General features: G+C 73.0%; 20 protein-coding genes and 1 pseudogene. 14 read left to right on the top strand and 7 right to left on the bottom strand.

Features of this window, described 5'->3' with window-relative positions:
* Positions 1 to 106: 106 nt before the first annotated feature.
* Complete coding sequence (locus A6A08_RS18570) at positions 107 to 541, bottom strand: Rrf2 family transcriptional regulator (protein ID WP_073704001.1); 435 nt, start codon at positions 539 to 541, stop codon at positions 107 to 109.
* A gap of 101 nt (positions 542 to 642) precedes the next feature.
* A complete protein-coding gene (locus tag A6A08_RS18565) occupies positions 643 to 2,259 on the bottom strand; it encodes an MFS transporter (protein WP_073703874.1) in 1,617 nt (538 codons plus the stop codon).
* A gap of 388 nt (positions 2,260 to 2,647) precedes the next feature.
* On the opposite strand from A6A08_RS18565, the gene panB reads away from it, so the two are divergent.
* The 5 genes from panB (at position 2,648) to A6A08_RS18540 (ending at position 7,219) form a co-directional block, all read left to right on the top strand.
* Entirely contained in the window at positions 2,648 to 3,505 is an 858-nt protein-coding gene (panB, locus tag A6A08_RS18560) for a 3-methyl-2-oxobutanoate hydroxymethyltransferase (RefSeq protein ID WP_073703873.1), read from the top strand.
* Between the two features lie 195 nt (positions 3,506 to 3,700).
* Positions 3,701 to 4,741: an LLM class F420-dependent oxidoreductase gene (locus tag A6A08_RS18555; RefSeq protein ID WP_073703872.1), complete on the top strand. Its 1,041-nt coding sequence runs from the start codon at positions 3,701 to 3,703 to the stop codon at positions 4,739 to 4,741.
* A gap of 642 nt (positions 4,742 to 5,383) precedes the next feature.
* Entirely contained in the window at positions 5,384 to 5,929 is a 546-nt protein-coding gene (locus tag A6A08_RS18550) for a hypothetical protein (RefSeq protein WP_083609177.1), read from the top strand.
* Positions 5,930 to 5,972: 43 nt separating this feature from the next.
* Positions 5,973 to 6,590, top strand: coding sequence for a hypothetical protein (locus A6A08_RS18545; protein WP_073703871.1), 618 nt, complete (start codon positions 5,973 to 5,975; stop codon positions 6,588 to 6,590).
* Positions 6,591 to 6,616: 26 nt separating this feature from the next.
* On the top strand, positions 6,617 to 7,219 hold the full coding sequence (locus A6A08_RS18540) for a hypothetical protein (protein WP_073703870.1): 603 nt from the start codon (positions 6,617 to 6,619) through the stop codon (positions 7,217 to 7,219).
* Between the two features lie 79 nt (positions 7,220 to 7,298).
* Here the strand turns inward: A6A08_RS18540 and npdG are convergent, their stop codons facing one another.
* Together npdG and A6A08_RS18530 are read right to left on the bottom strand one after the other, a co-directional pair.
* Entirely contained in the window at positions 7,299 to 7,994 is a 696-nt protein-coding gene (gene npdG / locus A6A08_RS18535; protein WP_073703869.1) for an NADPH-dependent F420 reductase, read from the bottom strand.
* A 90-nt stretch (positions 7,995 to 8,084) separates the two neighbouring features.
* Positions 8,085 to 8,279 (bottom strand): hypothetical protein, encoded by a 195-nt coding sequence (locus A6A08_RS18530; RefSeq protein ID WP_073703868.1) that lies wholly within the window; start codon positions 8,277 to 8,279, stop codon positions 8,085 to 8,087.
* A gap of 147 nt (positions 8,280 to 8,426) precedes the next feature.
* Here A6A08_RS18530 and map (A6A08_RS18525) point away from each other — a divergent pair, with 147 nt between their 5' ends.
* The 5 genes from map (A6A08_RS18525) (at position 8,427) to A6A08_RS28035 (ending at position 13,042) form a co-directional block, all read left to right on the top strand.
* Positions 8,427 to 9,278 (top strand): type I methionyl aminopeptidase, encoded by an 852-nt coding sequence (gene map, locus A6A08_RS18525; protein WP_083609191.1) that lies wholly within the window; start codon positions 8,427 to 8,429, stop codon positions 9,276 to 9,278.
* 102 nt (positions 9,279 to 9,380) lie between these two features.
* The gene (locus tag A6A08_RS18520) at positions 9,381 to 10,214 is read left to right on the top strand and encodes a M55 family metallopeptidase (protein ID WP_073703999.1); all 834 of its coding nucleotides are present in this window, start codon (positions 9,381 to 9,383) and stop codon (positions 10,212 to 10,214) included.
* A 173-nt stretch (positions 10,215 to 10,387) separates the two neighbouring features.
* On the top strand, positions 10,388 to 11,773 hold the full coding sequence (locus A6A08_RS18515; RefSeq protein WP_073703866.1) for a M20/M25/M40 family metallo-hydrolase: 1,386 nt from the start codon (positions 10,388 to 10,390) through the stop codon (positions 11,771 to 11,773).
* A 112-nt stretch (positions 11,774 to 11,885) separates the two neighbouring features.
* Complete coding sequence (locus tag A6A08_RS18510; protein WP_073703865.1) at positions 11,886 to 12,863, top strand: LD-carboxypeptidase; 978 nt, start codon at positions 11,886 to 11,888, stop codon at positions 12,861 to 12,863.
* A gap of 35 nt (positions 12,864 to 12,898) precedes the next feature.
* On the top strand, positions 12,899 to 13,042 hold the full coding sequence (locus tag A6A08_RS28035) for a hypothetical protein (RefSeq protein ID WP_158069294.1): 144 nt from the start codon (positions 12,899 to 12,901) through the stop codon (positions 13,040 to 13,042).
* Positions 13,043 to 13,047: 5 nt separating this feature from the next.
* Here A6A08_RS28035 and map (A6A08_RS18505) read toward each other — a convergent pair whose 3' ends face one another.
* The gene (gene map, locus A6A08_RS18505) at positions 13,048 to 13,815 is read right to left on the bottom strand and encodes a type I methionyl aminopeptidase (RefSeq protein ID WP_073703864.1); all 768 of its coding nucleotides are present in this window, start codon (positions 13,813 to 13,815) and stop codon (positions 13,048 to 13,050) included.
* A 103-nt stretch (positions 13,816 to 13,918) separates the two neighbouring features.
* On the opposite strand from map (A6A08_RS18505), the gene A6A08_RS18500 reads away from it, so the two are divergent.
* Complete coding sequence (locus A6A08_RS18500; protein ID WP_073703863.1) at positions 13,919 to 14,194, top strand: helix-turn-helix domain-containing protein; 276 nt, start codon at positions 13,919 to 13,921, stop codon at positions 14,192 to 14,194.
* A gap of 31 nt (positions 14,195 to 14,225) precedes the next feature.
* On the opposite strand, the gene A6A08_RS18495 is transcribed toward A6A08_RS18500, so the two are convergent.
* Entirely contained in the window at positions 14,226 to 15,170 is a 945-nt protein-coding gene (locus tag A6A08_RS18495) for a polysaccharide pyruvyl transferase family protein (protein ID WP_073703862.1), read from the bottom strand.
* 239 nt (positions 15,171 to 15,409) lie between these two features.
* Here A6A08_RS18495 and A6A08_RS18490 point away from each other — a divergent pair, with 239 nt between their 5' ends.
* From A6A08_RS18490 to A6A08_RS18480, 3 genes and pseudogenes are all read left to right on the top strand, one after another.
* Positions 15,410 to 17,380: an acyl-CoA dehydrogenase gene (locus A6A08_RS18490; protein WP_073703861.1), complete on the top strand. Its 1,971-nt coding sequence runs from the start codon at positions 15,410 to 15,412 to the stop codon at positions 17,378 to 17,380.
* 72 nt (positions 17,381 to 17,452) lie between these two features.
* On the top strand, positions 17,453 to 18,757 hold the full coding sequence (locus A6A08_RS18485; protein WP_073703860.1) for an MFS transporter: 1,305 nt from the start codon (positions 17,453 to 17,455) through the stop codon (positions 18,755 to 18,757).
* 38 nt (positions 18,758 to 18,795) lie between these two features.
* Positions 18,796 to 20,149 (top strand): annotated as a pseudogene (locus tag A6A08_RS18480) (GH1 family beta-glucosidase).
* Here A6A08_RS18480 and A6A08_RS18475 read toward each other — a convergent pair.
* Positions 20,113 to 20,682 carry a hypothetical protein gene (locus tag A6A08_RS18475; protein WP_073703858.1) on the bottom strand — a complete coding sequence of 190 codons (570 nt, stop codon included), beginning with the start codon at positions 20,680 to 20,682 and terminating at the stop codon, positions 20,113 to 20,115. The pseudogene A6A08_RS18480 and the gene A6A08_RS18475 overlap by 37 nt on opposite strands.
* Between the last annotated feature and the right edge of the window lie 15 nt (positions 20,683 to 20,697).

Genomic DNA, 20,697 nt, shown 5'->3' with positions numbered 1-20,697 from the left:
AATTGGCATCTGGGATGCATATTAAAACCACCGCGGGGAGGCCCCCACCGGGGGTGCCGTTGCGCGCCGGACGCACCTTCCACGAGGGGTCGCCCCGAGGAGGACGTCAGTCGGAGCGCAACAGGGTGAGGGCGCCACGGGCGGGCGGCGCCACCAGGGACTCCACGGTGACGCCGTCGAGTGAGGCGTAGAACGCCTCGCGCGCCTCGCCCAGGGCTCCCCGCAGCCGGCAGGCGGCGCGCAGCGGGCAGGGCGGATCGTCCTCGCACCCGGCGAGGTCCCCTCCGCCCTCCAGCTCGCGCACGATCGACCCGACCGACGCCCGCCTCCCGGCCTCCGTCAGGCGCAGGCCGCCGTTGCGGCCGCGCCGGGCCTCCACCAGCCCCATGTCGGACAGCCGGGCCACGGCCTTGGCCATGTGCGTGTACGGCACGGAGAGCATCCCGGCGGCGGTCCTGGTCGTGAGGAGCTCGCCGTCCTCCGCGACCGCGAGCCGCATGACCAGCCGCAGTGAGACATCGGTGAAAGCGGTCAGACGCATGGACACAAGGTAGGCGACCGGCTCCGGTGGCCGGTTCCGCCGGTCGGGCCGGTCTCCGCCCGGGCCTTTGCCCACCGGCCCCCACCGGGCGCCCGCGGACGTCACCGCGGGGAGTCGGCCCCCGTCCCCCCGGAGCTCCCCGAGCCCGCCGGGCCGCGTTCCCCGGGCTCGTCCGCGGCCCGGTGGCCGCCGGCCTCACGCGGCATCCAGACGAGGACCACGACCAGCCCGACCAGGCCGAAGCACAGGGACACGGTCGCCGCCGTGTGCAGCCCGGACAGGAACGCCTCCTTGGCGGGGGCCACCAGGACCCGGCCCTCCTCCCCCATGCGGCGGGCGAGGGCCATGGTCGCCTCGATCGACTCGCCCGCCGAGCGCAGCTCCCCCGGGTCCGCCGCGCCCTCCCCCTCGGCCGCCCTCTCCAGGACGGGGGTGATCCCGGCCCGGTACCGGAAGGAGATGACCGCGCCCAGGACCGCGACGCCCATCGCCGTGCCCACCTGGCGGACGGTGTTCTGCACCGCGGAGGCGGCGCCGGCCCTGCCCGGCGGCACCGAGGACATGATCGCGTTGGTCGCGGGGGTCAGGACCACCGCCATCGCACCCGCCTGGAGGAAGAAGAACCCGATGATGAGCGGCAGCGGCGTGTCCACCTCCAACCGGGTGAAGAACAGGAAGCACGAGCACACGCCCAGCACGCCGACGGCGGCGACCACGCGCGGCCCCGCCCACCGCACGAGCGTCGGGCTCAGCGGCGCCATGATCATCTGCCCCAGGGCGGCGGGCAGCACCAGCAGCCCCGCCACGAACGGCGAGAACTCCCGGACGCTCTGCCAGTAGAAGCTCAGGAAGAAGATGATCCCGGCCATGCTGAAGAACAGCACCATGACGATGGCGATGGAGACGCTGAACCTCGGGTCGCGGAAGAAGCGCACGTCCAGGGAGGGGGACGGGGTGCGCGACTCGTGCACCAGGAAGAGCGCGAGCACGGCCACACCGCCGATCAGGGCGCCGAACACGTCCCAGTCCGCCAGGGAGGCCCTCTCGCCCGCGGTGATGATGCCGTAGATGAGCAGCACCAGGCCCGGGACGGACAGCAGCACGCCCAGCACGTCCGGCCTTCCGGGGTCCTCGTCCCGCGAGTCCGGGATCAGGACGAGCATCAGGGCCAGGCCCAGCACCACGAAGGGCACGTTGATGAGGAAGATCGAGCCCCACCAGAAGTTCTCCAGCAGCAGGCCGCCCGCCCACGGGCCGATGGCCATCGCCATCCCGACCGAGCCCGCCCAGATCCCGATGGCGCGTGCGCGCTCCTCGGCGGGGAACACGTTCGTGATGATCGACAGGGTCTGCGGCATCACCATCGAGGCGCCGAACCCCATCACCGCGCGGGCCAGGACGAGCTGTTCGGGGCTCTGGGAGTAGGCCGACAGCGCCGAGGCCGCGCCGAACACCGCCAGCCCCAGCATGAGCAGGCGGCGACGGCCCCACCGGTCGCCGAGCACGCCGAAGGTGAACAGCAGCCCGGCGAAGACCAGCGTGTAGGAGTTGATCGCCCAGGCCAGTTGCGACTGGCTGGCGCCCAGGCCCTGTACGGGGTCGGACAGCACCCGCAGCGCCACGTTGAGGATCGTGTTGTCGGCGACGATCACCAGCAGGCAGATGACCAGTACCGCGAGCCCGCCCCACCTGCGCCGATAAGCCGTCTGCGCGTCCACGAACCACCTCCGTCGCCGGGGCACACGATCGGGGCGCGACCGCGCCCACGAACGGCGCCGCCGGTGGGCCCCGGCGGCGCGGGCGGTGCGTTGGCCTCCCCCTTGCGGCCCTTGTGTTCCCAGGGCTACATGGAAACATCCGAAGGCGCAATCCGGTTGTATCCCCATGTATCCCGAAGGAAGTGGTACGTGCGGGGGCATGCGATGATGTTCGCGTGCGACGGCCGGTCCCCCGCCACCCGGCGCAGGGCCCCGTCCCCGCACACGTCCGGTCCCCTCGGACCGCCCGCGGCCCCTGGCCGCCCAGCGCGCGAGCGCGACACCATCATTCGTCCACACGTCCGGAGACACCCCCGAGGTGCTTCGAGACAACGGAGGAACGTACATCATGAACACCCCAGGCAAGACCCCCGAGCCGAACGGCAACGCCCTGTACGGCGGGGTCACCAACCGGCGTGTCACCGTCCGCGACCTGGCCGCCGCCAAGGAGCGCGGCGAGCGCTGGCCGATGCTGACCGCCTACGACGCGCTCACCGCCCGGGTCTTCGACGAGGCCGGCATCCCGGTCCTGCTGGTCGGCGACTCGGCGGCCAACGTCGTCTACGGCTACGACACCACCCTTCCGGTCACGGTGGACGAACTGGTTCCGCTGACCGCGGCCGTGTCCCGCTCCACCCGGCGGGCGCTGGTCGTGGCCGACCTGCCGTTCGGCTCCTACCAGGCCTCGCCCCAGCAGGCGCTGGAGTCGGCCTCCCGCTTCATGAAGGAGGGCCGGGCCCAGGCGGTGAAGCTGGAGGGCGGCCACGCGGTGGCCCCGCAGGTGGAGCTGCTGGTGTCGGCGGGCGTGCCGGTGATGGCGCACCTGGGCCTGACCCCGCAGTCGGTGAACACCCTGGGCGGCTACCGGGTGCAGGGGCGCGGCGAGGCCGCGGCCGGGCTGCTCAAGGACGCCAAGGAGATGGAGCGAGCGGGCGCCTTCGCGGTGGTGCTGGAGTGCGTGCCCGCCGAGTTGGCCGCACAGGTGACCGAGCAGCTGTCCATCCCCACCGTGGGCATCGGCGCCGGCCCGTCCACGGACGCCCAGGTGCTGGTGTGGCAGGACATGGCGGGGCTGAGCCCACGCGTGGCCAAGTTCGTCAAGACCTACGCCAACCTGAACGAGACGCTGCGCGAGGCGGCCTCGGCCTACGCCGACGAGGTCGTCGGCGGGACGTTCCCGCAGGAGCGCCACTCCTACACCGGCTGACGGCCGGGCCGGCCCTCGGCTGAGGGCGAGGAGCGCGCGGACCGCCGGCCGGGGCCTGCCCCGGTCGGCGGTCCTTTTCCGTACCGGGCGCGCTCCCGTGTGACCGGGGCAACGGGCCGAACCGTACTCGGGAGTAGAGTCGCACCGTATTCCAGCGCCTAAGGGGCCGGGGGTCCGGCCCTCCCGGGAGGACAGATGCGCATCTCGATGCCGCTCCAGTACGCGGGTGAGCCCAAGGCCGCCGTCGACCAGGTGGTCGAACTGGAAAAAGCCGGACTCGACACCGTGTGGGTCGCCGAGGCCTACGGGTTCGACAGCCCCACCCTGATGGGTTACATCGCCGCGCGTACCGAGACCGTGGCGATCGGTTCGGCCATCCTGCCGCTGTACAGCCGCACCCCCTCCCTCATCGCGATGACCGCCGCCGGACTGGACGACCTGTCCGGCGGGCGCGCCATCCTCGGTCTGGGGGCCAGCGGCCCGCAGGTCATCGAGGGCTTCCACGGTGTGCCCTACGTCAAACCGCTCGCGCGCACCCGCGAGACCATCGAGATCTGCCGCAAGATCTGGGCGCGCGAGGACCGGCTCACCCACGACGGCACCGTGTTCCAGCTGCCCCTGCCTCCGGAACAGGGCACGGGCCTGGGCAAGCCGCTCAAGATCATCAACCACCCCGTGCGCCCCGACATCCCGGTCTACGTGGCGTCGCTGGGCGTCAGGAACGTGGCCATGACAGCGGAGATCGCCAACGGCTGGCTGCCGCACCTGTTCATCCCGGAGAAGGCCGACACGGTGTGGGGCGAGGCACTGGCCGAGGGCAGGGCCGAGCGGGACCCCTCCCTGGGCGAGCTGGAGATCTCGGCGGGCGGGCTGCTCGCCATCGGCGAGGGCGAGGACACCAAGAGGCTGCTCGACTTCGTGCGGCCGATGATCGCCCTGTACGTCGGCGGTATGGGCGCCAAGGGCAAGAACTTCTACAACACGGTCGCCCGCCGCTACGGCTACGAGGAGGCGGCGGAGAAGATCCAGGACCTGTACCTGGACGGGAAGAAGGACGAGGCCGCGGCGGCCGTGCCCGAGGAGTTCGTGGAGCTGACCAACATGGTCGGCCCGGAGTCCTACGTGCGCGAGCGGGTGGAGGCCTTCCGCGCCGCGGGGGTCACCCAGCTCAACGTGATCCCCATGGGCGAGGACCCGGCCGCGCTGATCGGGAAGGTGAAGGACTGGGTGTCCTGAGCCCCCTGCCGCAGGGGTCGGCGGCTCCGCGCCCCCGCGCGGGGCCGCCTCGGAACACCGGGCCCCCGACGCAGAACGCAGAGTGACCGATCACCACAGGAACACACACAAAGACTCGCGTTCACAACCCCTGTTCGCGCGCCCCTCGGACCGCGCGTTCGGAAAGTGGAACGGAGAACCACGTCCGAACACCCCAGGACACTCCGACCTTCTTCGGGGACAAAGTGTGTTTCCCACACGGACACCTTCCGAAGACGGACACCCTGGGTGACATTCCGGGACTTCCCGATCCCACCCGAACGCCTGTACGTGACGCACGTCACCGGAGAAATCCTCCGGCCCGCCCGGGCCGGACGGCCCCTTTCGCCCGGAACGGTCCCGGACACGGCTCCACGGGGCATGGAACCGCAGGTCGGAGCACCCCCTCCCACGCGTCCGCCTCCCATCGCGTTAAACAACCGATCACCGGGCCAATAACGTCGGAAACCTTCCCCCGTTGAGCCCGGGCAGTCAGAAAAATTCTTTCCGCGGCGAAGCCCCACCGCATGACGGATTATATACGGACAGTCACCAAACAAGACCTAAGAGTTCCGTTAATCTGCGTTAAGTCACGTCTCACCCCCAGACGAGCACGGAGAACGCATGACCTCACCGCACGGACGGCCCCGGGCCGTCGCCCTGGCCGTCGCGATCGCCACCGCCGCGGTGGCGACGACGGCCGCCGCCTCCGCTCCCTCCGACGACGGGCGGCACTGCATCAGCGACGTCGGCACCGGGCAGGAGCAGTGCTTCGCCACCTTCGACGAGGCGATCACGGCCGCCGAGGAGCGGACCGGCCGGACCCTGGAGGAGCAGGAGCGGGCCCTGGACCGCAACCGCGTCTCCCTGCTGGCGGCCGGGTCCGACGTCATCATCGGCACGTACTTCGAGCACGAGAACTACGGCGGCGCCTCCTTCACCCTCTACGGCGACAACACGTGCCAGGGCGGCGACGACACCGAGTTCTGGTTCACCTTCCCGGCCGACTGGCAGAACATGATCAGCTCGGCACAGCCGTGGGCCAGGTGCGCCCTGTGGCTGCACTCGGGACCGGACGGCACCGGTGACCGCGACGGCCCCTACCGCGAGAACACCAACTACGTCGGCGACTACATGAACGACCGCACCGTCTCCACCACCCTGGGCTGAACGCCCCGCTTTTCCCCTGCCCCCGCTCGAAGGGAAAACCGACATGAAACGCACGTACGCCGTGCTGTGCGCCGCCGCCGTCGCCGTGGCGGGCACGATCGCGGTGTCCCCGACCGCCGCGTACGCCGACCACGAGGGCAACCCCACGGTCCGTGAGCTGCTGGAGCTGTGCGGCGTGGCGACCGACCTCTGCGAGTTCCACCCCGGCGGAGAGCGCGAACTGTTCTCCGCCGGCGGCCGCGTCGTCGGCTCCGAGGTCTTCAACTGCACCTCCGGCCGCCAGGACATGGCCGTGACCTGGTCCGACACCACGTCCCAGAGCAACAGCGTCGGCCTGGCCCTGACCACCGAGGCCGGATTCGGCGAGGTCTTCTCCGTGTCCTACGAGCAGTCCTACGAGCACACCTGGACGACGTCGCACACCGAGAGCCAGACCACCTTCGTCAACACCGGCCCCGGCGAGGTGGGCTGGGTCGAGCGCCGGCCCCGGATGCAGCGTGTCCACGGCACCTACGAGCTGCACTTCCCCGACCGCAGGTGGGGCCACTACATCTGGTACGCCCCCTTCACGGTCGAGGGACCCGTCCCCGACTCCCCGGAGGACGTCGTCACGCAGAACGTGCGCCCGATGACCGACGCCGAGAGGGCCGCGTGCCCGTGACCCCCGACCCCGCGAAAGGCAGAGCGATGAGAACCCTCGCAGTGGGCGCCGCGGCGGGCCTGGCGGCGGCCCTGGCGCTGTCCCCCGCACCGGCCTCGGCCGACCACGAAGGCACTCCGACCGTCAGGGAACTGCTGGAGAGGTGCGGTGAGAGCACCGACCTGTGCGAGTTCCACCCCTCGGGTGCGCCGGAGTACTTCCAGAACACCTCCGAGCCGGTCGGCTCCCCCGTCTACAACTGCACCGACCACGAACAGCTGTCCATGGTGGAGTGGTCCAAGACCACGGGCGAGTCCAACAGCGTGAACCTGTCGATGACGGCGACGTTCGGCGTGGTCTTCAAGCAGAGCTTCACCCTCTCCTACGGCCACGAGTGGAGCTCGTCCCACACCCAGAGCCAGCGGACGCAGGTCACCGCCCAGCCGGGCGAGGTGGCCCGCGTGTACTACGGGCCCAGGATGCAGCGCGTCCACGGCACCTACGAGCTGCACTTCCCCGACCGGGAGTGGGGCCACTACATCTGGTACGCCCCCTTCACCGCGGAGGGGCCCGCCGACGACCAGGGCAGCACCATCACCCAGTCCACGCGGCAGATGACGGACGAGGAGCGCTCGGTCTACTGCGGCTGACCGCGGCCTCCCGCCCGTGCGGCGCCGGTCCCCACGAGGGGCCGGCGCCGCACGTGTCGACGGTGGGAGGGCCCGCCGGCTACAGGCCGGTGATCCGGATGCCCGCGTGGGTCTTGTAGCGGCGGTTGACCGCGATGAGGTTGGCGGTCAGGGCCTCGACCTGGTGGGCGTTGCGCAGGCGCCCGCCGAAGACGCCGCGTACGCCGGGGATCCGGTCGGCCAGGGCGCGCACCACGTCGGTGGCCGCGCGGTCCTCGCCCAGCACCAGGACGTCCAGGTCCACCTCCTCGACCTCGGGGTCCAGCAGGACCACCGCGGACACGTGGTGGAAGGCGGCCGTGACGCGGCTGTCCGGCAGTACCTCGGCGGCCTGCTGTGCGGCGCTGCCCTCGGCGACGTCGAGTGCGAAGGGGCCCCGCTTGTCGAACCCGAGCGGGTTCACGCAGTCCACGACGATCTTGCCCGCCAGCGGTTCGGCCAGGCCCTCCAGCAGTTCCCTGTGCCCCTCCCAGGGCACGGCGACGATGACGACGTCGCCCGCGGCGGCGGCCCCGGCGTTGTCCAGGCCGCGCACGTCGATCGGGACGGACTCGCCCTCCACCAGGTCCCTGGCGGCCTTCTCCGCGCGCTCGGCGCTGCGCGAGCCCAGGTGGACGGTGTGTCCGGCCAGGGCGAGCCGTCGGGCCAGGCCGCGCCCCTGGTCGCCGGTCCCGCCCAGGACGGAGACGGTCATCGCGGCGACGTCGGCGCCCTCGGGTGTGCTCTGTTCAGTCATACGCCGATCCTGTCAGAGGCCCCGGAGCGGAGGCGGACCCGGTACGGCCCGGACCCCGCGACCCGGTGCCCGGGCCGCGGGGAGCGCAGGTCACAGCTCCTGCTCCTCGTCGGAGACGTCCCACGCCTCGTTGCGCTCGGCGGCGATGGCCAGCGCGCTGGCGGCCGTGGCCTCGTCCGGGTAGGGGCCCATGCGCACCTTGTTGGGGCAGCCCGGACCGTGCTCCACCCGGTTGTGCTTGAGGCAGTACCACCACTTGCCGTCCTGTGACATGTCCTCGCTCACACTCACTCCCTTCCTTCCGGGCCGCGCCCGGAGCGGGAACGTGTTCTCCCGCCGTGCGACCTACCCAGGCCGGGTCCTTCCTCACACTCCCCCGGGAGGGCTCCGCCCAGGACCGGCGGGCCCGCCCACGAACTACAATCAGTGTTCATGACTACTCCGCTGGTTCCTGGGCGAATCTCGCCACAACGTTCGGTTCCCTCCCACATCGTCCGCCCGGAGTACGTCGGACGGAAGCATCCCGTGGAAGGCGTCCTCGGCGACGTACAGACCCCCGAGACCATCGAGCGGATGCGGGTGGCCGGACGGATCGCGGCGCAGGCCCTGCAGGAGGTCGGCAAGCACGTCGAGCCCGGGGTGACCACGGACGAGCTCGACCGGGTCGGCCACGAGTTCCTGCTGGACCACGGCGCCTACCCCAGCCCGCTGGGCTACAAGGGCTACCCGAAGTCGCTGTGCTCCTCGCTCAACGAGGTGATCTGCCACGGCATCCCGGACGACACGGTGATCTCCGACGGCGACATCGTCAATATCGACATCACCGCCTACAAGGACGGCGTGCACGGCGACACCAACGCCACCTTCATGGCCGGGAACGTCACCGAGGAGCACCGCCTCCTGGTCGAGCGGACCCACGAGGCGACCATGCGCGCGATCAAGGCGTGCCGTCCGGGCCGTCAGATCAACGTGATCGGCCGGGTCATCGAGTCCTACGCCAAGCGCTTCGGCTACGGCGTGGTCCGCGACTTCACCGGCCACGGTGTGGGCCCGGAGTTCCACTCGGGGCTGGTGGTGCCGCACTACGACGACCCTCGCGCGGACACCGTCATGGAGCCCGGCATGACCTTCACGATCGAGCCGATGATCACGCTCGGCGCCGTGGAGTACGACATGTGGGACGACGGCTGGACCGCCGTGACGGCCGACCGCAGGTGGACCGCCCAGTTCGAGCACACCCTGGTCATCACCGAGTCCGGTGCGGAGATCCTCACCCTGCCCTAGGGAGCACCCCGGGGGTGGTCCTCCCCGCCGGTCGGACCGGAGACGGAAAAAGGCCGCGCGAGGCCGTGGATGCACGGCGGGTCGGAGCGTAGGGTCTTGCGGGTGAAGATCCTCATCTCCGCCGACATGGAGGGCGCCACGGGCGTCACCTGGCCCGCCGACGTCGAGCCCGGCACGGAGCAGTGGCAGCGCTGCCGGGCCATGTTCACCAGCGACGTCAACGCCGCCGTCGAGGGACTGTTCGAGGGCGGCGCCACCGAGGTCCTGGTCAACGAGGCGCACGCGACCATGCGCAACCTCCTGCTGGAGGAGCTGAACGGTGACGCCACCATGATCACCGGGCGGCACAAGGAGCTGTCCATGGTCGAGGGCGTCCAGTCCGGCGACTGCGACGGCGTGGTGTTCCTCGGCTACCACTGCGGCGCCGGGGACGAGGGCGTCCTCGCCCACACCTACCTGCCCAACGCGGTGACCGGCGTGTGGCTGGACGGCGAGCCCGCCGGCGAGGGCCGCCTCAACGCCGCCGTGGTCGCCGAGTATGGCGCCCCCGTCATCCTGGTGACCGGGGACGACCGCGCCTGCGAGGACGCCGCCGCCTACGCCCCGTTCGCGCGGACGGTCGCGGTCAAGGACCACGTCAGCCGGTACGCGGCCCGCTGCCGCCCCCCGATCAGGACCGCGCGGGACATCCGGGCCGGGGCCCGTGCCGCCATGATGCTGGCCGGGCGCCTGGATCCCGTCGAGCCGGCTCCCAGGGCCGTGGAGGTCGAGGTCGACTCCGCCCAGCTCGCCCAGGCCGCCGCCATCGTCCCCGGCGTCACGCGTGTCGGGGTGCGGCGGGTCCGCTACACCTCCCCGGACGCCTACGAGATGATCCGCTGCTTCAAGGCGGTCACCACGCTCATCTCCAACGCCATGGAGGCGGACTACGGCTGACGTCCCTCCGGGAGAGGGCGGGGTCGCGGTGGCGGCGGCCCCGCCGCCACCGGAATGCCCGGGCGCCCCCGTTCGGAACTGGTAGAACTGTGCCGGGGAGCACCGCATCATCACGAGTCACCACGTTCCCCTCCTTTCACCGAAACCCTGCAGTCGAGAGCGAGGCCGCGCACGTGGGCCACACCGCCACCTCCTTTCCCGGGCGAACCGACGGCCTCGCGGCAGCCGGGGAGGACGCCGTCCAGCTGACCCGCGGCCTCATCCGCCGCGACTCCACCAACCATGGGGGCGGCCGGGGCGACGAGCGCGCCGCGGCCGAGTACGCCGCCGAGGCGCTCGGCGACGCCGGACTGGCTCCCCGGATCCTGGAGTCGGCTCCCCGCCGCGCGAACGTGGTCGCGCGCGTCCCCGGCACCGACCCCACCGCGCCCGCGCTGCTGGTGCACGGCCACCTGGACGTGGTGCCCGCGGACGCCGCCGACTGGACGGTGCCGCCCTTCGCCGGGGAGATCGCCGACTGCCCCGTCACCGGCGCGCCCGCCCTGTGGGGGCGCGGGGCCGTGGACATGAAGAACTCCGTCGCCATGGTCACCGCCGTCGTGCGCCACTGGGCGCGGCACGGACTGCGGCCCCGGCGCGACATCGTGCTGGCCTTCGTCGCCGACGAGGAGGACAGCGCCGCCTACGGTGCCGACTACCTGGTCCGTGAGCACCCCGACCTGTTCGAGGGCTGCGCCACCGCGATCGGCGAGGGCGGCGGGGAGACCATCCACGCCCGTACCGCCTCCGGGGAGCCGGTACGCCTGTACCCCGTGGGCGCGGCCGAGCGCGGCAGCGCCTGGCTGACCCTGCGCGCCCGGGGCACCGCCGGGCACGGTTCCCGGCCTCCGGCCGACAACGCGGTCGGCGCCCTGGCCGGGGCCGTCGCCCGGATCGACCGCCACGAGTGGCCGCTGCACCTGACCCCCGTCACGCGGGCGTCGATCGACGCGATCGCCGCCGCCCTGGAGATCGAGCGCGTGCCCGGCGACACGGGCACCGCGGAGACGGTGGCCTCCCTGGTGGAGAGGCTGGGGACGGCCGCGCCGCTGATCGGTCCGACCACCCGCAACAGCGCGACGCCCACCATGCTCTCGGCCGGGTACAAGGTGAACGTGGTGCCCGGTGAGGCCACCGCGGGCGTGGACGGCCGGGTGCTGCCCGGGGGCGAGGAGCAGTTCGCCACCACCATGGACGAGCTCACCGGTGACCGTGTGACCTGGGAGTACGCGCACGGTTCGCCGCCGGTGGCCGCGCCGGTGGACTCCCCCGCCTTCGCGGCGCTGCGTGAGGCCCTGCTGTTCCACGATCCCGGTGCCCACGTGGTGCCGGTGTGCCTGGCAGGGGGGACGGACGCCAAGGTGTTCGCCCGGCTCGGCATCGAGTGCTACGGCTTCTCCCCCCTGGCGCAGCCCGAGGGCCTGGACTACACGGGCCTGCTGCACGGCGTGGACGAGCGGGTACCGCTGGAGGGCCTGCGATTCGGCGTGCGCGTCCTGGACACGTTCCTGCGCGCCTGAGCGCCCGGGTCCCCGGTCACCTGGGAAACTGGGGCCCGTTGGCCGGGCCGCGGAGGCGGGATCCGTGTCGGCGCACGCGGATGATCTTGGAGGGCGCAGCGTGGGAGAGGCGATGACCGAGGTGGCGGAGGCGGTGGCCCGGACCCCGGACCCCCGGGGTGTGCGGGAGCTGGTCCGGCCGCCTCGGCTGCGGGAGGGCGACCGGGTGCGGCTGGTCGCCCCGTGCAGCCCGGTCCCGGCGGAGCGGCTGGAGGCGGCGGCGGAGGCGCTGCGCGGCTGGGGGCTGGAGGTGGAGCCGGCCCCGCACGTGCGCGAGCGGCATCCGCGGCTGCCCTACCTGGCCGGGTCGGACGCAGCACGGGCCGCCGACCTGCAGGAGGCCTGGTGCGACCCGGACGTGGACGCGGTGTTCTGCGTGCGCGGCGGCGACGGGGCCCACCGGACACTGGACCTGCTGGACTTCGACGCGATGCGCGGAGCCGGGCCCAAGGCGCTGGTCGGCTTCAGCGACGTCACGGCGCTGCACGAGGCGTTCGCCGTGGAGCTCGGGGTGGCCACGGTGCACGGGCCGGTGGTCGGCACCCGCTACTTCGTGGGCGACCCGGCGGCCCAGGAGGAGCTGCGCACCACGCTGTTCCACCCCGAGCAGCGGATCCTGCTGACCTCGCCGGGCGCGCACGCGCTGGTGCCGGGGCGGGCCGAGGGCGTGACCTTCGGCGGAAACCTGAGCCTGCTCAACGACGGCCTGGCCACACCGCACAGCCGCCTGTCGGCGTCGGGGGGCATCCTGCTGCTGGAGGACATCGGCGAGGACGTGGCACGGCTCGACCGGATGCTCACCCACCTGCTGCGCACGGGGTGGATGGAGGGGGTGGCCGGCGTGGCCCTGGGCACGTGGACCGACTGCCCGCCCGACCCGGGGGTGGTCGCCGAACTGATGCGCGACCGCCTGGGGCCTCTGGGGGTGCCGGTGCTGTGGGGCCTGGAGTTCGGGCACTGCGCGGCCCAGCTCACCATGCCGCTGGGTGTCCCGGCGCTGCTCGACGCCGACGACGGCAGCCTGGAGCTGGCCGTTCCGGGCCTGGCCTGAGGACCGCCCGCCTCCGACCCCACGTCCGCTCCGTCATGGAGCACTGCTCGGTGGTGGGGCTGGAGGTGTACGGCGAGCCCGACCGGCGGGTGCGCGAGGGCCTGGAGGGGGCCGGCTCCGAGGCCCCCGTGACGCGCCGCCCGCCCATGGCGGGCTTGTCCCGCCCGCCCTCCGCCTGAGCCGGTCAGGGGACGGTGAGCACGACCGGCCCCTCCTCGGTGACGGCCACGGTGTGCTCGCAGTGCGCGGCCCGGCTGCCGTCGGCGGTGCACACGGTCCAGCCGTCGTCGGCGTGCGCGTAGTCGTCGGTGCCGCCCCGGACCAGCATCGGCTCGATGGCCACGACCAGGCCGGGGCGCAGCCGCAGCCCCCGCCCGGGGAGTCCGTCGTTGGGCACGTCGGGGTCCTCGTGCATGGCGCGGCCGATACCGTGCCCGCCGTGGTCGGCGGTCAGCCCGTACCCCGCCCGGCGGGCCCCGGACCCGATGGCGTGGGCCACGTCGCCCATCCGGGCACCGGGGCGCGCGGCGGCGATCCCCCGGGCCAGGGCGGCCTCGGTGTCGGCGACCAGGGCCAGGTCGGCGGGGTCGGCCGTGCCGACGACGAAGCTGACGGCGGCGTCGGCCGACCAGCCGTCCACCCGTGCGCCGCAGTCCACGCTGACCAGGTCCCCGTCGGCGAGCACCCGCCCGGAGGGGACGCCGTGCACGATCTCGTCGTTGACGCTCACGCACACGACGCCGGGAAAGGGCGTCGGCGCCCACGGGGGTCGGTAGCCCAGGAAGAGGGGTTCGGCGCCTGATCCGTCGATCACCTCGGCGGCGGCCGCGTCCAGCTCGCGCGTGGTGCGGCCCGGGGCGGCCAGCGCCCGGGCCGCCCGCAGGGCCCGTGCGACCACCCGTCCGGCCGCGCGCATGCCCTCGATCTCGGAGGGTGTCTTGAGTTCCACCACGTTCGCTCCCGGCGTCGTCGCTCGTGGCGCTCTCCGCGCCTGACGCCAATAGTTATACCGGTATTCCTATTGTCCTTCAACGCGGAGCGGTTAGACTCCCCCCATGGTTCGAGAACCGCTGACCGCAGACCAGATCGAGCGCGGCCGCCTCCTGGGTGCCCTGCTCCGGCAGGCCCGCGGGGAGCGAACGATGGTCGACGTCGCGCGCCGGGCCGGGATCTCGGTCGAGACCCTGCGCAAGATCGAGGGCGGGCGCATCCCCACCCCGGCGTTCTTCACGGTCGCCTCGATCGCCACCGCGCTCGGCCTGTCCCTGGACGACCTCCTGCTCCGGGTGGACTCCGCCGGGGAGCCCGTGCCCGCCCCACTGGCGGTCTGACCGCGCACGCGGGACCGGGCGGCGACCGGCCTCAGGTCCGGCCGCGTCCGGACGGATGTGCCCGCAGCGCCTCCGACAGCGCGCCGAGCAGCGGTGAGCCGAGGTCGCCCGACCGGGACCGGGCGGCCTGGCGGCCGGAGTCCAGACACCACTTCCAGAGCCGGTCCAGGCGCCCGGGGTCGGGTTCCTCCTCCGGATGGCCGACCGTCTCCACCGGCCAGTCCCAGACCCTGCCCTGGGCCGCGACCTTGGCGCCGCCCGCGACGGGGTCCACCACCACGGCGGGCACCCCGTTGCGCAGGGCCAGCACCAGCCCGTGCAGGCGGGTGGTCACCAGCAGGTCCATCCGGCGCACCAGGGCGTCGAACTGGTGCGGCTCACCGCAGTGCAGCCAGTCGGCCGTGTCCAGCCGGGTGTCGACCGGAACGCGCGCGCAGTCCTTGGCCACGAGCCACCTCTCCAGGGCCCGGTGCACCCCCGCGTGCGCCGACCGGCCCCGGTACTCGCGCTGGCCGGGGGCGGTGGCCACACCCACGACCGGCACCGGCCGGCCCGCGGGGGCGCCCGCGGCGAGGTCGCGCTCCGGTTCCTCCCCCGCTCCGTCGCGGGCCAGTACGGTGTGGAAGCCGAGGAAGGCCGGGGACCGGGGATCGGGCACCGACACGCCGACCGCGATCCGCCGGCAGGACGCGAAAGCCCGGTGGAGCTCCTCGACCTGGTGCCCGCTGACCGGACCGCACACGAAGACCAGGTGCGAGTAGGCGGCCGGGTCCACCTCCCCCAGGGAGGGCCCCTCGGGGTGGAAACCGGGGCTCCACGCGATGTCGTGTGCGACGCCGTCCCCCCGCAGCGCGGCCGAGACCGCCTTCGCCGCCCCGACGTCGCCCGAGGTGGCCTCCCCGTCCACGAAGGAGAACCATCCGACCAGGAGCACCCGTGTCCGGACGTCCGACTCCCCTGGCGTGCGCTGTTCCACGGTCGCCTCTCCTCTCCCCGAATACGGAAGTGCCCGTCTCCGTCCACGCGGGGCGCCCCATGGCCGGAGTGCCCCGGACGGGACCGGCTCGGCCGTCCGGCCGGGCCCGTCCCCGTCCCCTGCCCCCTACGGTTGTCGTGTACCCGCGGCCCGGGCGTGTCCGCGCCGTTTCCGCCCCGCCCGGCGGTGGTAGTCACGGGGGACAGGGCCGCGTCGACGAGGACCAACAGGGGGAGCACATGACCGAACAAGCACTGCGGTTGGACGAGGCCGAACTGCGCGGCCTCCTCGACGGGCGCTGGGCCCACGTGCGGGAGCAGGCCCGCGACGTCCTCCAGGGAGAGCTGTTCGCCCCCGTCCACGGACTGTCGGTGGAGGAGCACCGCGCCCGCACCCTCTCCCAGCTCCAGGCCCTGGCCAAGACCGACCTGCCCACCTACGGGTTCCCCTCCTCGGTGGGCGGCCGCGACGACGTCGGCGCCTCCGTGGTCGGCTTCGAGATGCTGGTCAACGACCTGTCCCTCATGGTGAAGATGGGCGTGCAGTGGGGCCTGTTCGGCGGGGCGATCAGCGCTCTGGGCACCGAGCGCCACCATGCCGAGTACCTGCCCGGCGTGATGTCGCTGGAGCTGCCCGGCTGCTTCGCGATGACCGAGACCGGCCACGGCTCGGACGTGCAGAGCCTGCGCACCACCGCCGCCTACGACCCCGCCGCCGAGGAGTTCGTGGTCCACACGCCCGACGGGTCGGCGCGCAAGGACTACATCGGCAACGCCGCGCGCGACGGCCGTATGGCGGTGGTCTTCGCCCAGCTTGAGGCCGACGGCGAGGAGCACGGCGTGCACGCCCTGATGGTCCCGATCCGCGACGAGCGGGGAGAGCCCATGCCGGGCGTGCGCATCGGGGACTGCGGCGTCAAGGCCGGGCTCAACGGCGTGGACAACGGCCGCCTGGAGTTCGACCACGTGCGGGTGCCGCGCACCAACCTGCTCAACCGGTACGGGGACGTGGCCCCCGACGGCACCTACTCCAGCCCCATCGAGAGCAAGAACCGCCGCTTCTTCACCATGCTCGGCACGCTCATCCGCGGCCGGATCAGCGTCGCGGGCGGCTCGGGCAGCGCTGCCAAGGCCGCGCTGGCCATCGCGGTGCGCTACGGCGACACCCGCCGCCAGTTCGGGCGCCCCGGGACCGAGGGCGGGCCCGAGCGCGAGGTGCGCGTCCTGGACTACCTGGCGCACCAGCGCAAGCTGCTGCCCGCGCTGGCCCGCACCTACGCGCTGCACTTCGCGCAGGAGGAGCTGGTGACCCGCCTGCACGAGCTGTCCCTGTCCTCCGAGCACGACGCCCGCGCCCAGCGGGAGCTGGAGTCGCGGGCGGCCGGGCTCAAGGCGGTGGCCACCTGGCACGCCACCAGGACCATCCAGACCTGCCGCGAGGCGTGCGGCGGCGCCGGGTACCTGTCGGAGAACCGCATCCCCCAGCTCAAGGCCGACTCCGACATCTTCACCACGTTCGAGGGCGACAACACGGTCCTGCTGCAGCAGCTCACCAAGAGCCTGCTGACCAACTTCCAGGACTCGTTCGGCGACCTGGACCAGCTGGGCCTGGTCCGCTTCATGGCGGGCAAGGTCTTCGAGACGGTCATCGAGCGCACCGCCGCGATCCCGCTGATCGACCGGCTCGTCGCGGCGGCCCCGGGGCGCGGCGAGGAGGCCGGCCTGTACAACCGCGGCTGGCAGCTGGAACTGCTGGAGGACCGCGAGAAGCACGTCATCGAGGGGCTGGCCGCACGGCTGCGCAGGTCCGGGAAGGACGGCGGCGACGCCTTCGAGGCCTTCAACCGCGCCCAGGACCACGTGCTCGCCGCGGGCCGCGCGCACATGGACCGGGTGGTGCTGGAGGCGTTCGTGGCGGGGATCGACCGCTGCGGCGACACCTCGACGGCCAAGCTCCTCAACCGTCTGTGCGACCTGTACGTGCTGTCGGTGGTGGAGGAGGACCGCGCCTGGTTCCTGGAGCACGAGCGCCTGTCCACGAGCCGGGCCAAGGCGGTCACCCAGGCGGTGAACGACCTGTGCCGGGGCCTGCGCCCCTACGCCGTGCAGCTGGTGGACGCGTTCGGGCTGCGCGACGAGTGGCTGGCCGCGCCGATCGCGCTGGGCGCCGAGCACGCCCGCCAGGGCGATCCGGCTCCCGGGCGCGGCTGACCCGCTCCGAGGACTTCCATGGGACGCTCGGCCTGTCTAACATGAGACGAATTCATGTTAGGCAGGTCACACGTGCGCACACCCCCGGCGCCGCCGCCCTCCCCCGGGCGGCCGTCACCGCACCGTCCCGACGCCCCCGAGGCACTCGCCGAACCCACACGCCCCGTCCGCCGCCTGTGGGTGGCCGGGATCAGCCTGGCCAACCTGGGCATGTGGGTGGCCTTCTTCGGCCCCCTCCAGGTCCTGCTGCCCGAGCAGGTCGGCCTGCTCGCCCCGGACTCCAAGGAGACCACCCTGGCCTGGGTGACCGGTGCGGGCGCGGCCTGCGCCACCCTGGGCACCCCGCTGGCCGGTGCGCTGTCGGACCGCACCACCGGCCGGTTCGGGCGCCGCCGCCCGTGGGTCCTGGCCGGGGCGGTCCTGGGCGGCCTGGGCCTGGTGCTCCTCGGCCGGCAGGACGGCGTCCTCGGCGTACTGCTGGGGTGGTCCTTCGTTCAGGCCGCGCTGTCCTGCCTGAACGCGACCCTGCTCGCCGCCGTGCCCGACCACGTGCCCGTCCGCCAGCGCGGCGCGGTCTCGGGGTGGATCGGCATCCCGCAGTCGGCGGGCGTGGTGGTCGCCGTGCTGCTGGTGACGGTGGTGGCCACCGGCACCGCGCCCGGCTACGCCCTGATCGGCGTGCTGACCATCGCCTGCGCGCTGCCGTTCGCGCTTTTGGCCCCCGACCCGCCGCTGCCCCGCGAGGCGCGCCCGCCGTGGAGGGAGTTCGCGCGCGGCATGTGGGTGTCCCCGCGCAGGCACCCCGACTTCGCCTGGGCGTGGCTGACCCGTTTCCTCATGCAGACGGGCAACGCCATGGCCACCCTCTACCTGCTCTACTTCCTGACCGACGAGGTGGGCTACGAGGACCTGTTCCCGGGCTCCTCGGCCGCGGACGGACTCCTGGTGCTCATCTGCGCCTACACCGCGGCGGTCGTGGCCACGACCGTGGTCGCCGGTCTGGTCTCGGACCGCATCGGCCGCCGCCGGGGCATGGTGTGCCTGTCGGGTGCGGTGGCGGCCGTACCCGCGTTCCTGATCGCCGCCTTCCCCGCGTGGACGGTGGTCCTGGTGTGCGCGGTGGTGCTGGGGGCCGGCTTCGGCGTCTTCCTGTCGGTGGACAACGCCCTGGTCACCCAGGTGCTCCCGGCCGCCGAGGGACGGGCCAAGGACCTGGGGATCGTCAACATCGCCAGCGCCGGACCCCAGGTCATCGCCCCCGCCCTGGCCGGTCCGATCGTGGTCCACCTGGGCGGATACCCGGCGCTGTACACCGTGTGCGGGCTGCTCACCCTGCTCGGCGCCGCCCTCGTGTGGCGGATCAGGGGTGTGGCCTGACGCCCCTCCCTGCTCCCCGTGAAAGGCAGGTACCGCCCATGTCGTCACCGCTCCTGTGGGGGGGTGGCCTCGGCCGCCTTCCAGGTCGAGGGAGCCCTCGACGAGGACGGGCGCGCCCCGTCGGTGTGGGACGTCTTCGCCCGGCGCCCGGGCACGGTGCGCGACGGGCACAGCCCCGCCGTGGCCTGCGACCACTACCACCGGTGGGAGCAGGACGTGGACCTGCTCGACCGGCTGGGGGTGAACGCCTACCGGTTCTCGATCGCCTGGCCCCGGGTGGTGCCGACCGGGCGCGGCGCGGTGAACGGGGCCGGGCTGGACTTCTACGACCGCCTGGTGGACGCCCTGCTGGAGCGGGGCGTCGCCCCGGTGCCGACCCTGTTCCACTGGGACCTGCCCCAGGCGCTGGAGGAGGAGGGCGGCTGGAGCGCGCGCGGCACCGCCCCGGCCTTCGCCGAGTACGCGGCGGCGGCCGCGGACCGCCTGGGCGACCGGGTGGACCGGTGGATCACCCTCAACGAGCCCCTGGTGCACATGGTCTACGGGCACGTGTTCGGAGTCCACGCCCCCGGCCGGACGCTGGACGTGCCCGGGGCACTGGAGGTGGCCCACCACCTGCTGCTCGCGCACGGTCTGGCCGCCGGGGAACTGCGCTCACGCGGCCTGGAGGTGCTGCTCACCAACAACTACTCCCCCGCCGAGCCCGCCACCGGGGCCGACGCCGGAGCGGCGAGGGCCTACGACGCCCTGCACAACCGGCTGTTCACCGATCCCGTGCTGACCGGCGCGTATCCGGACCTGTCCGCGTTCACCGCCGGGGAGGTGCCCGGCGTGCGCGAGGGGGACCTGGACCTGATCGCGGGCAGCGCGGACGGCATCGGGGTGAACTACTACAACCCCACCCCGGTCACCGCGCCCGACGAGGGGTCCGGCCTGCCGTTCGGCTTCGGCGAGGTCCCCGGCGCGCCGGTCACGGCGTTCGGCTGGCCGGTGGTGCCCGAGGGACTCGGCCGGATGATCGACCTGCTGCGCGCACGCTACGGCGACGCGCTGCCGCCGCTGTACGTCACCGAGAACGGCTGCTCCTACGAGGACTCCGTCTCCGTCGGCGGCCGGGTCGCCGATCCCGACCGGATCGCCTACCTGGAGGGGCACGTCGCCGCCGTGGAGGCCGCCCGGGAGCGGGGCGCGGACGTGCGCGGGTACTTCGTGTGGACGCTCACCGACAACTTCGAGTGGGCCGAGGGCTACCACCAGCGCTTCGGACTGGTGCACGTGGACCACGGCACCCAGAGGCGCACCCCGAAGGACTCCTTCGCCTGGTACCGGGAGCTCATCGCCTCCCGGACCGGGGGTCAGTCGCCGACGGCGTCCAAAGGTCCGCTGTCGTAACGCTCGGGGGCCTCCTCGCCGCGCTGGCGGGCGGGTTCCCACCACCACCAGTGCGACTCGGGCACCCAGGCCGGGACCTCCTCCTCGTCGACCGGCCGGGCGCTGCCCGCCACCTCCACGAGGGCCTCGTCGATGCTCCGGACGGTCTCCAGGTCCCCGGGGCGCAGGAAGTCCCGCCAGGGCACGAACTCCTCGCCGAGCAGCTCCAGCATGGACCGGCGCCAGCAGGCGGGCCGGTAGGCCTCGTGCTGGCCGTTCAGGGCCGCGGTCTGGCTGCGGACCACGTACAGGCCGAGCCGGTCGGGGTTGTTGCCGCTCGACAGCAGCTCGGCCAGGGCGGCGTTGAAGTCCTGCCCGCCCGGGGAGCGCCGCTGGGCGGGCGAGGTCGCCCGGTACAGGTCGAAGAGCGCGGTGAAGGCGTTGTCCATCAGGGAGTCGCGGTCCCTGCGGCGCGAGGCGCTCTCCGCGAAGGCGTCCAGTGCCCGCTTGGCCAGGCCCGGGAGGTCCCTGCCCGCATCCGCACTCACCCTCACACCGCCTCTTCCGTC

Source organism: Nocardiopsis sp. TSRI0078 (assembly GCF_001905145.1).
Classification (GTDB): Bacteria; Actinomycetota; Actinomycetes; order Streptosporangiales; family Streptosporangiaceae; genus Nocardiopsis.
The sequence above is the reverse complement of the archived record's forward strand: the minus strand, read 5'-3'. Positions and strand labels throughout refer to the sequence as shown.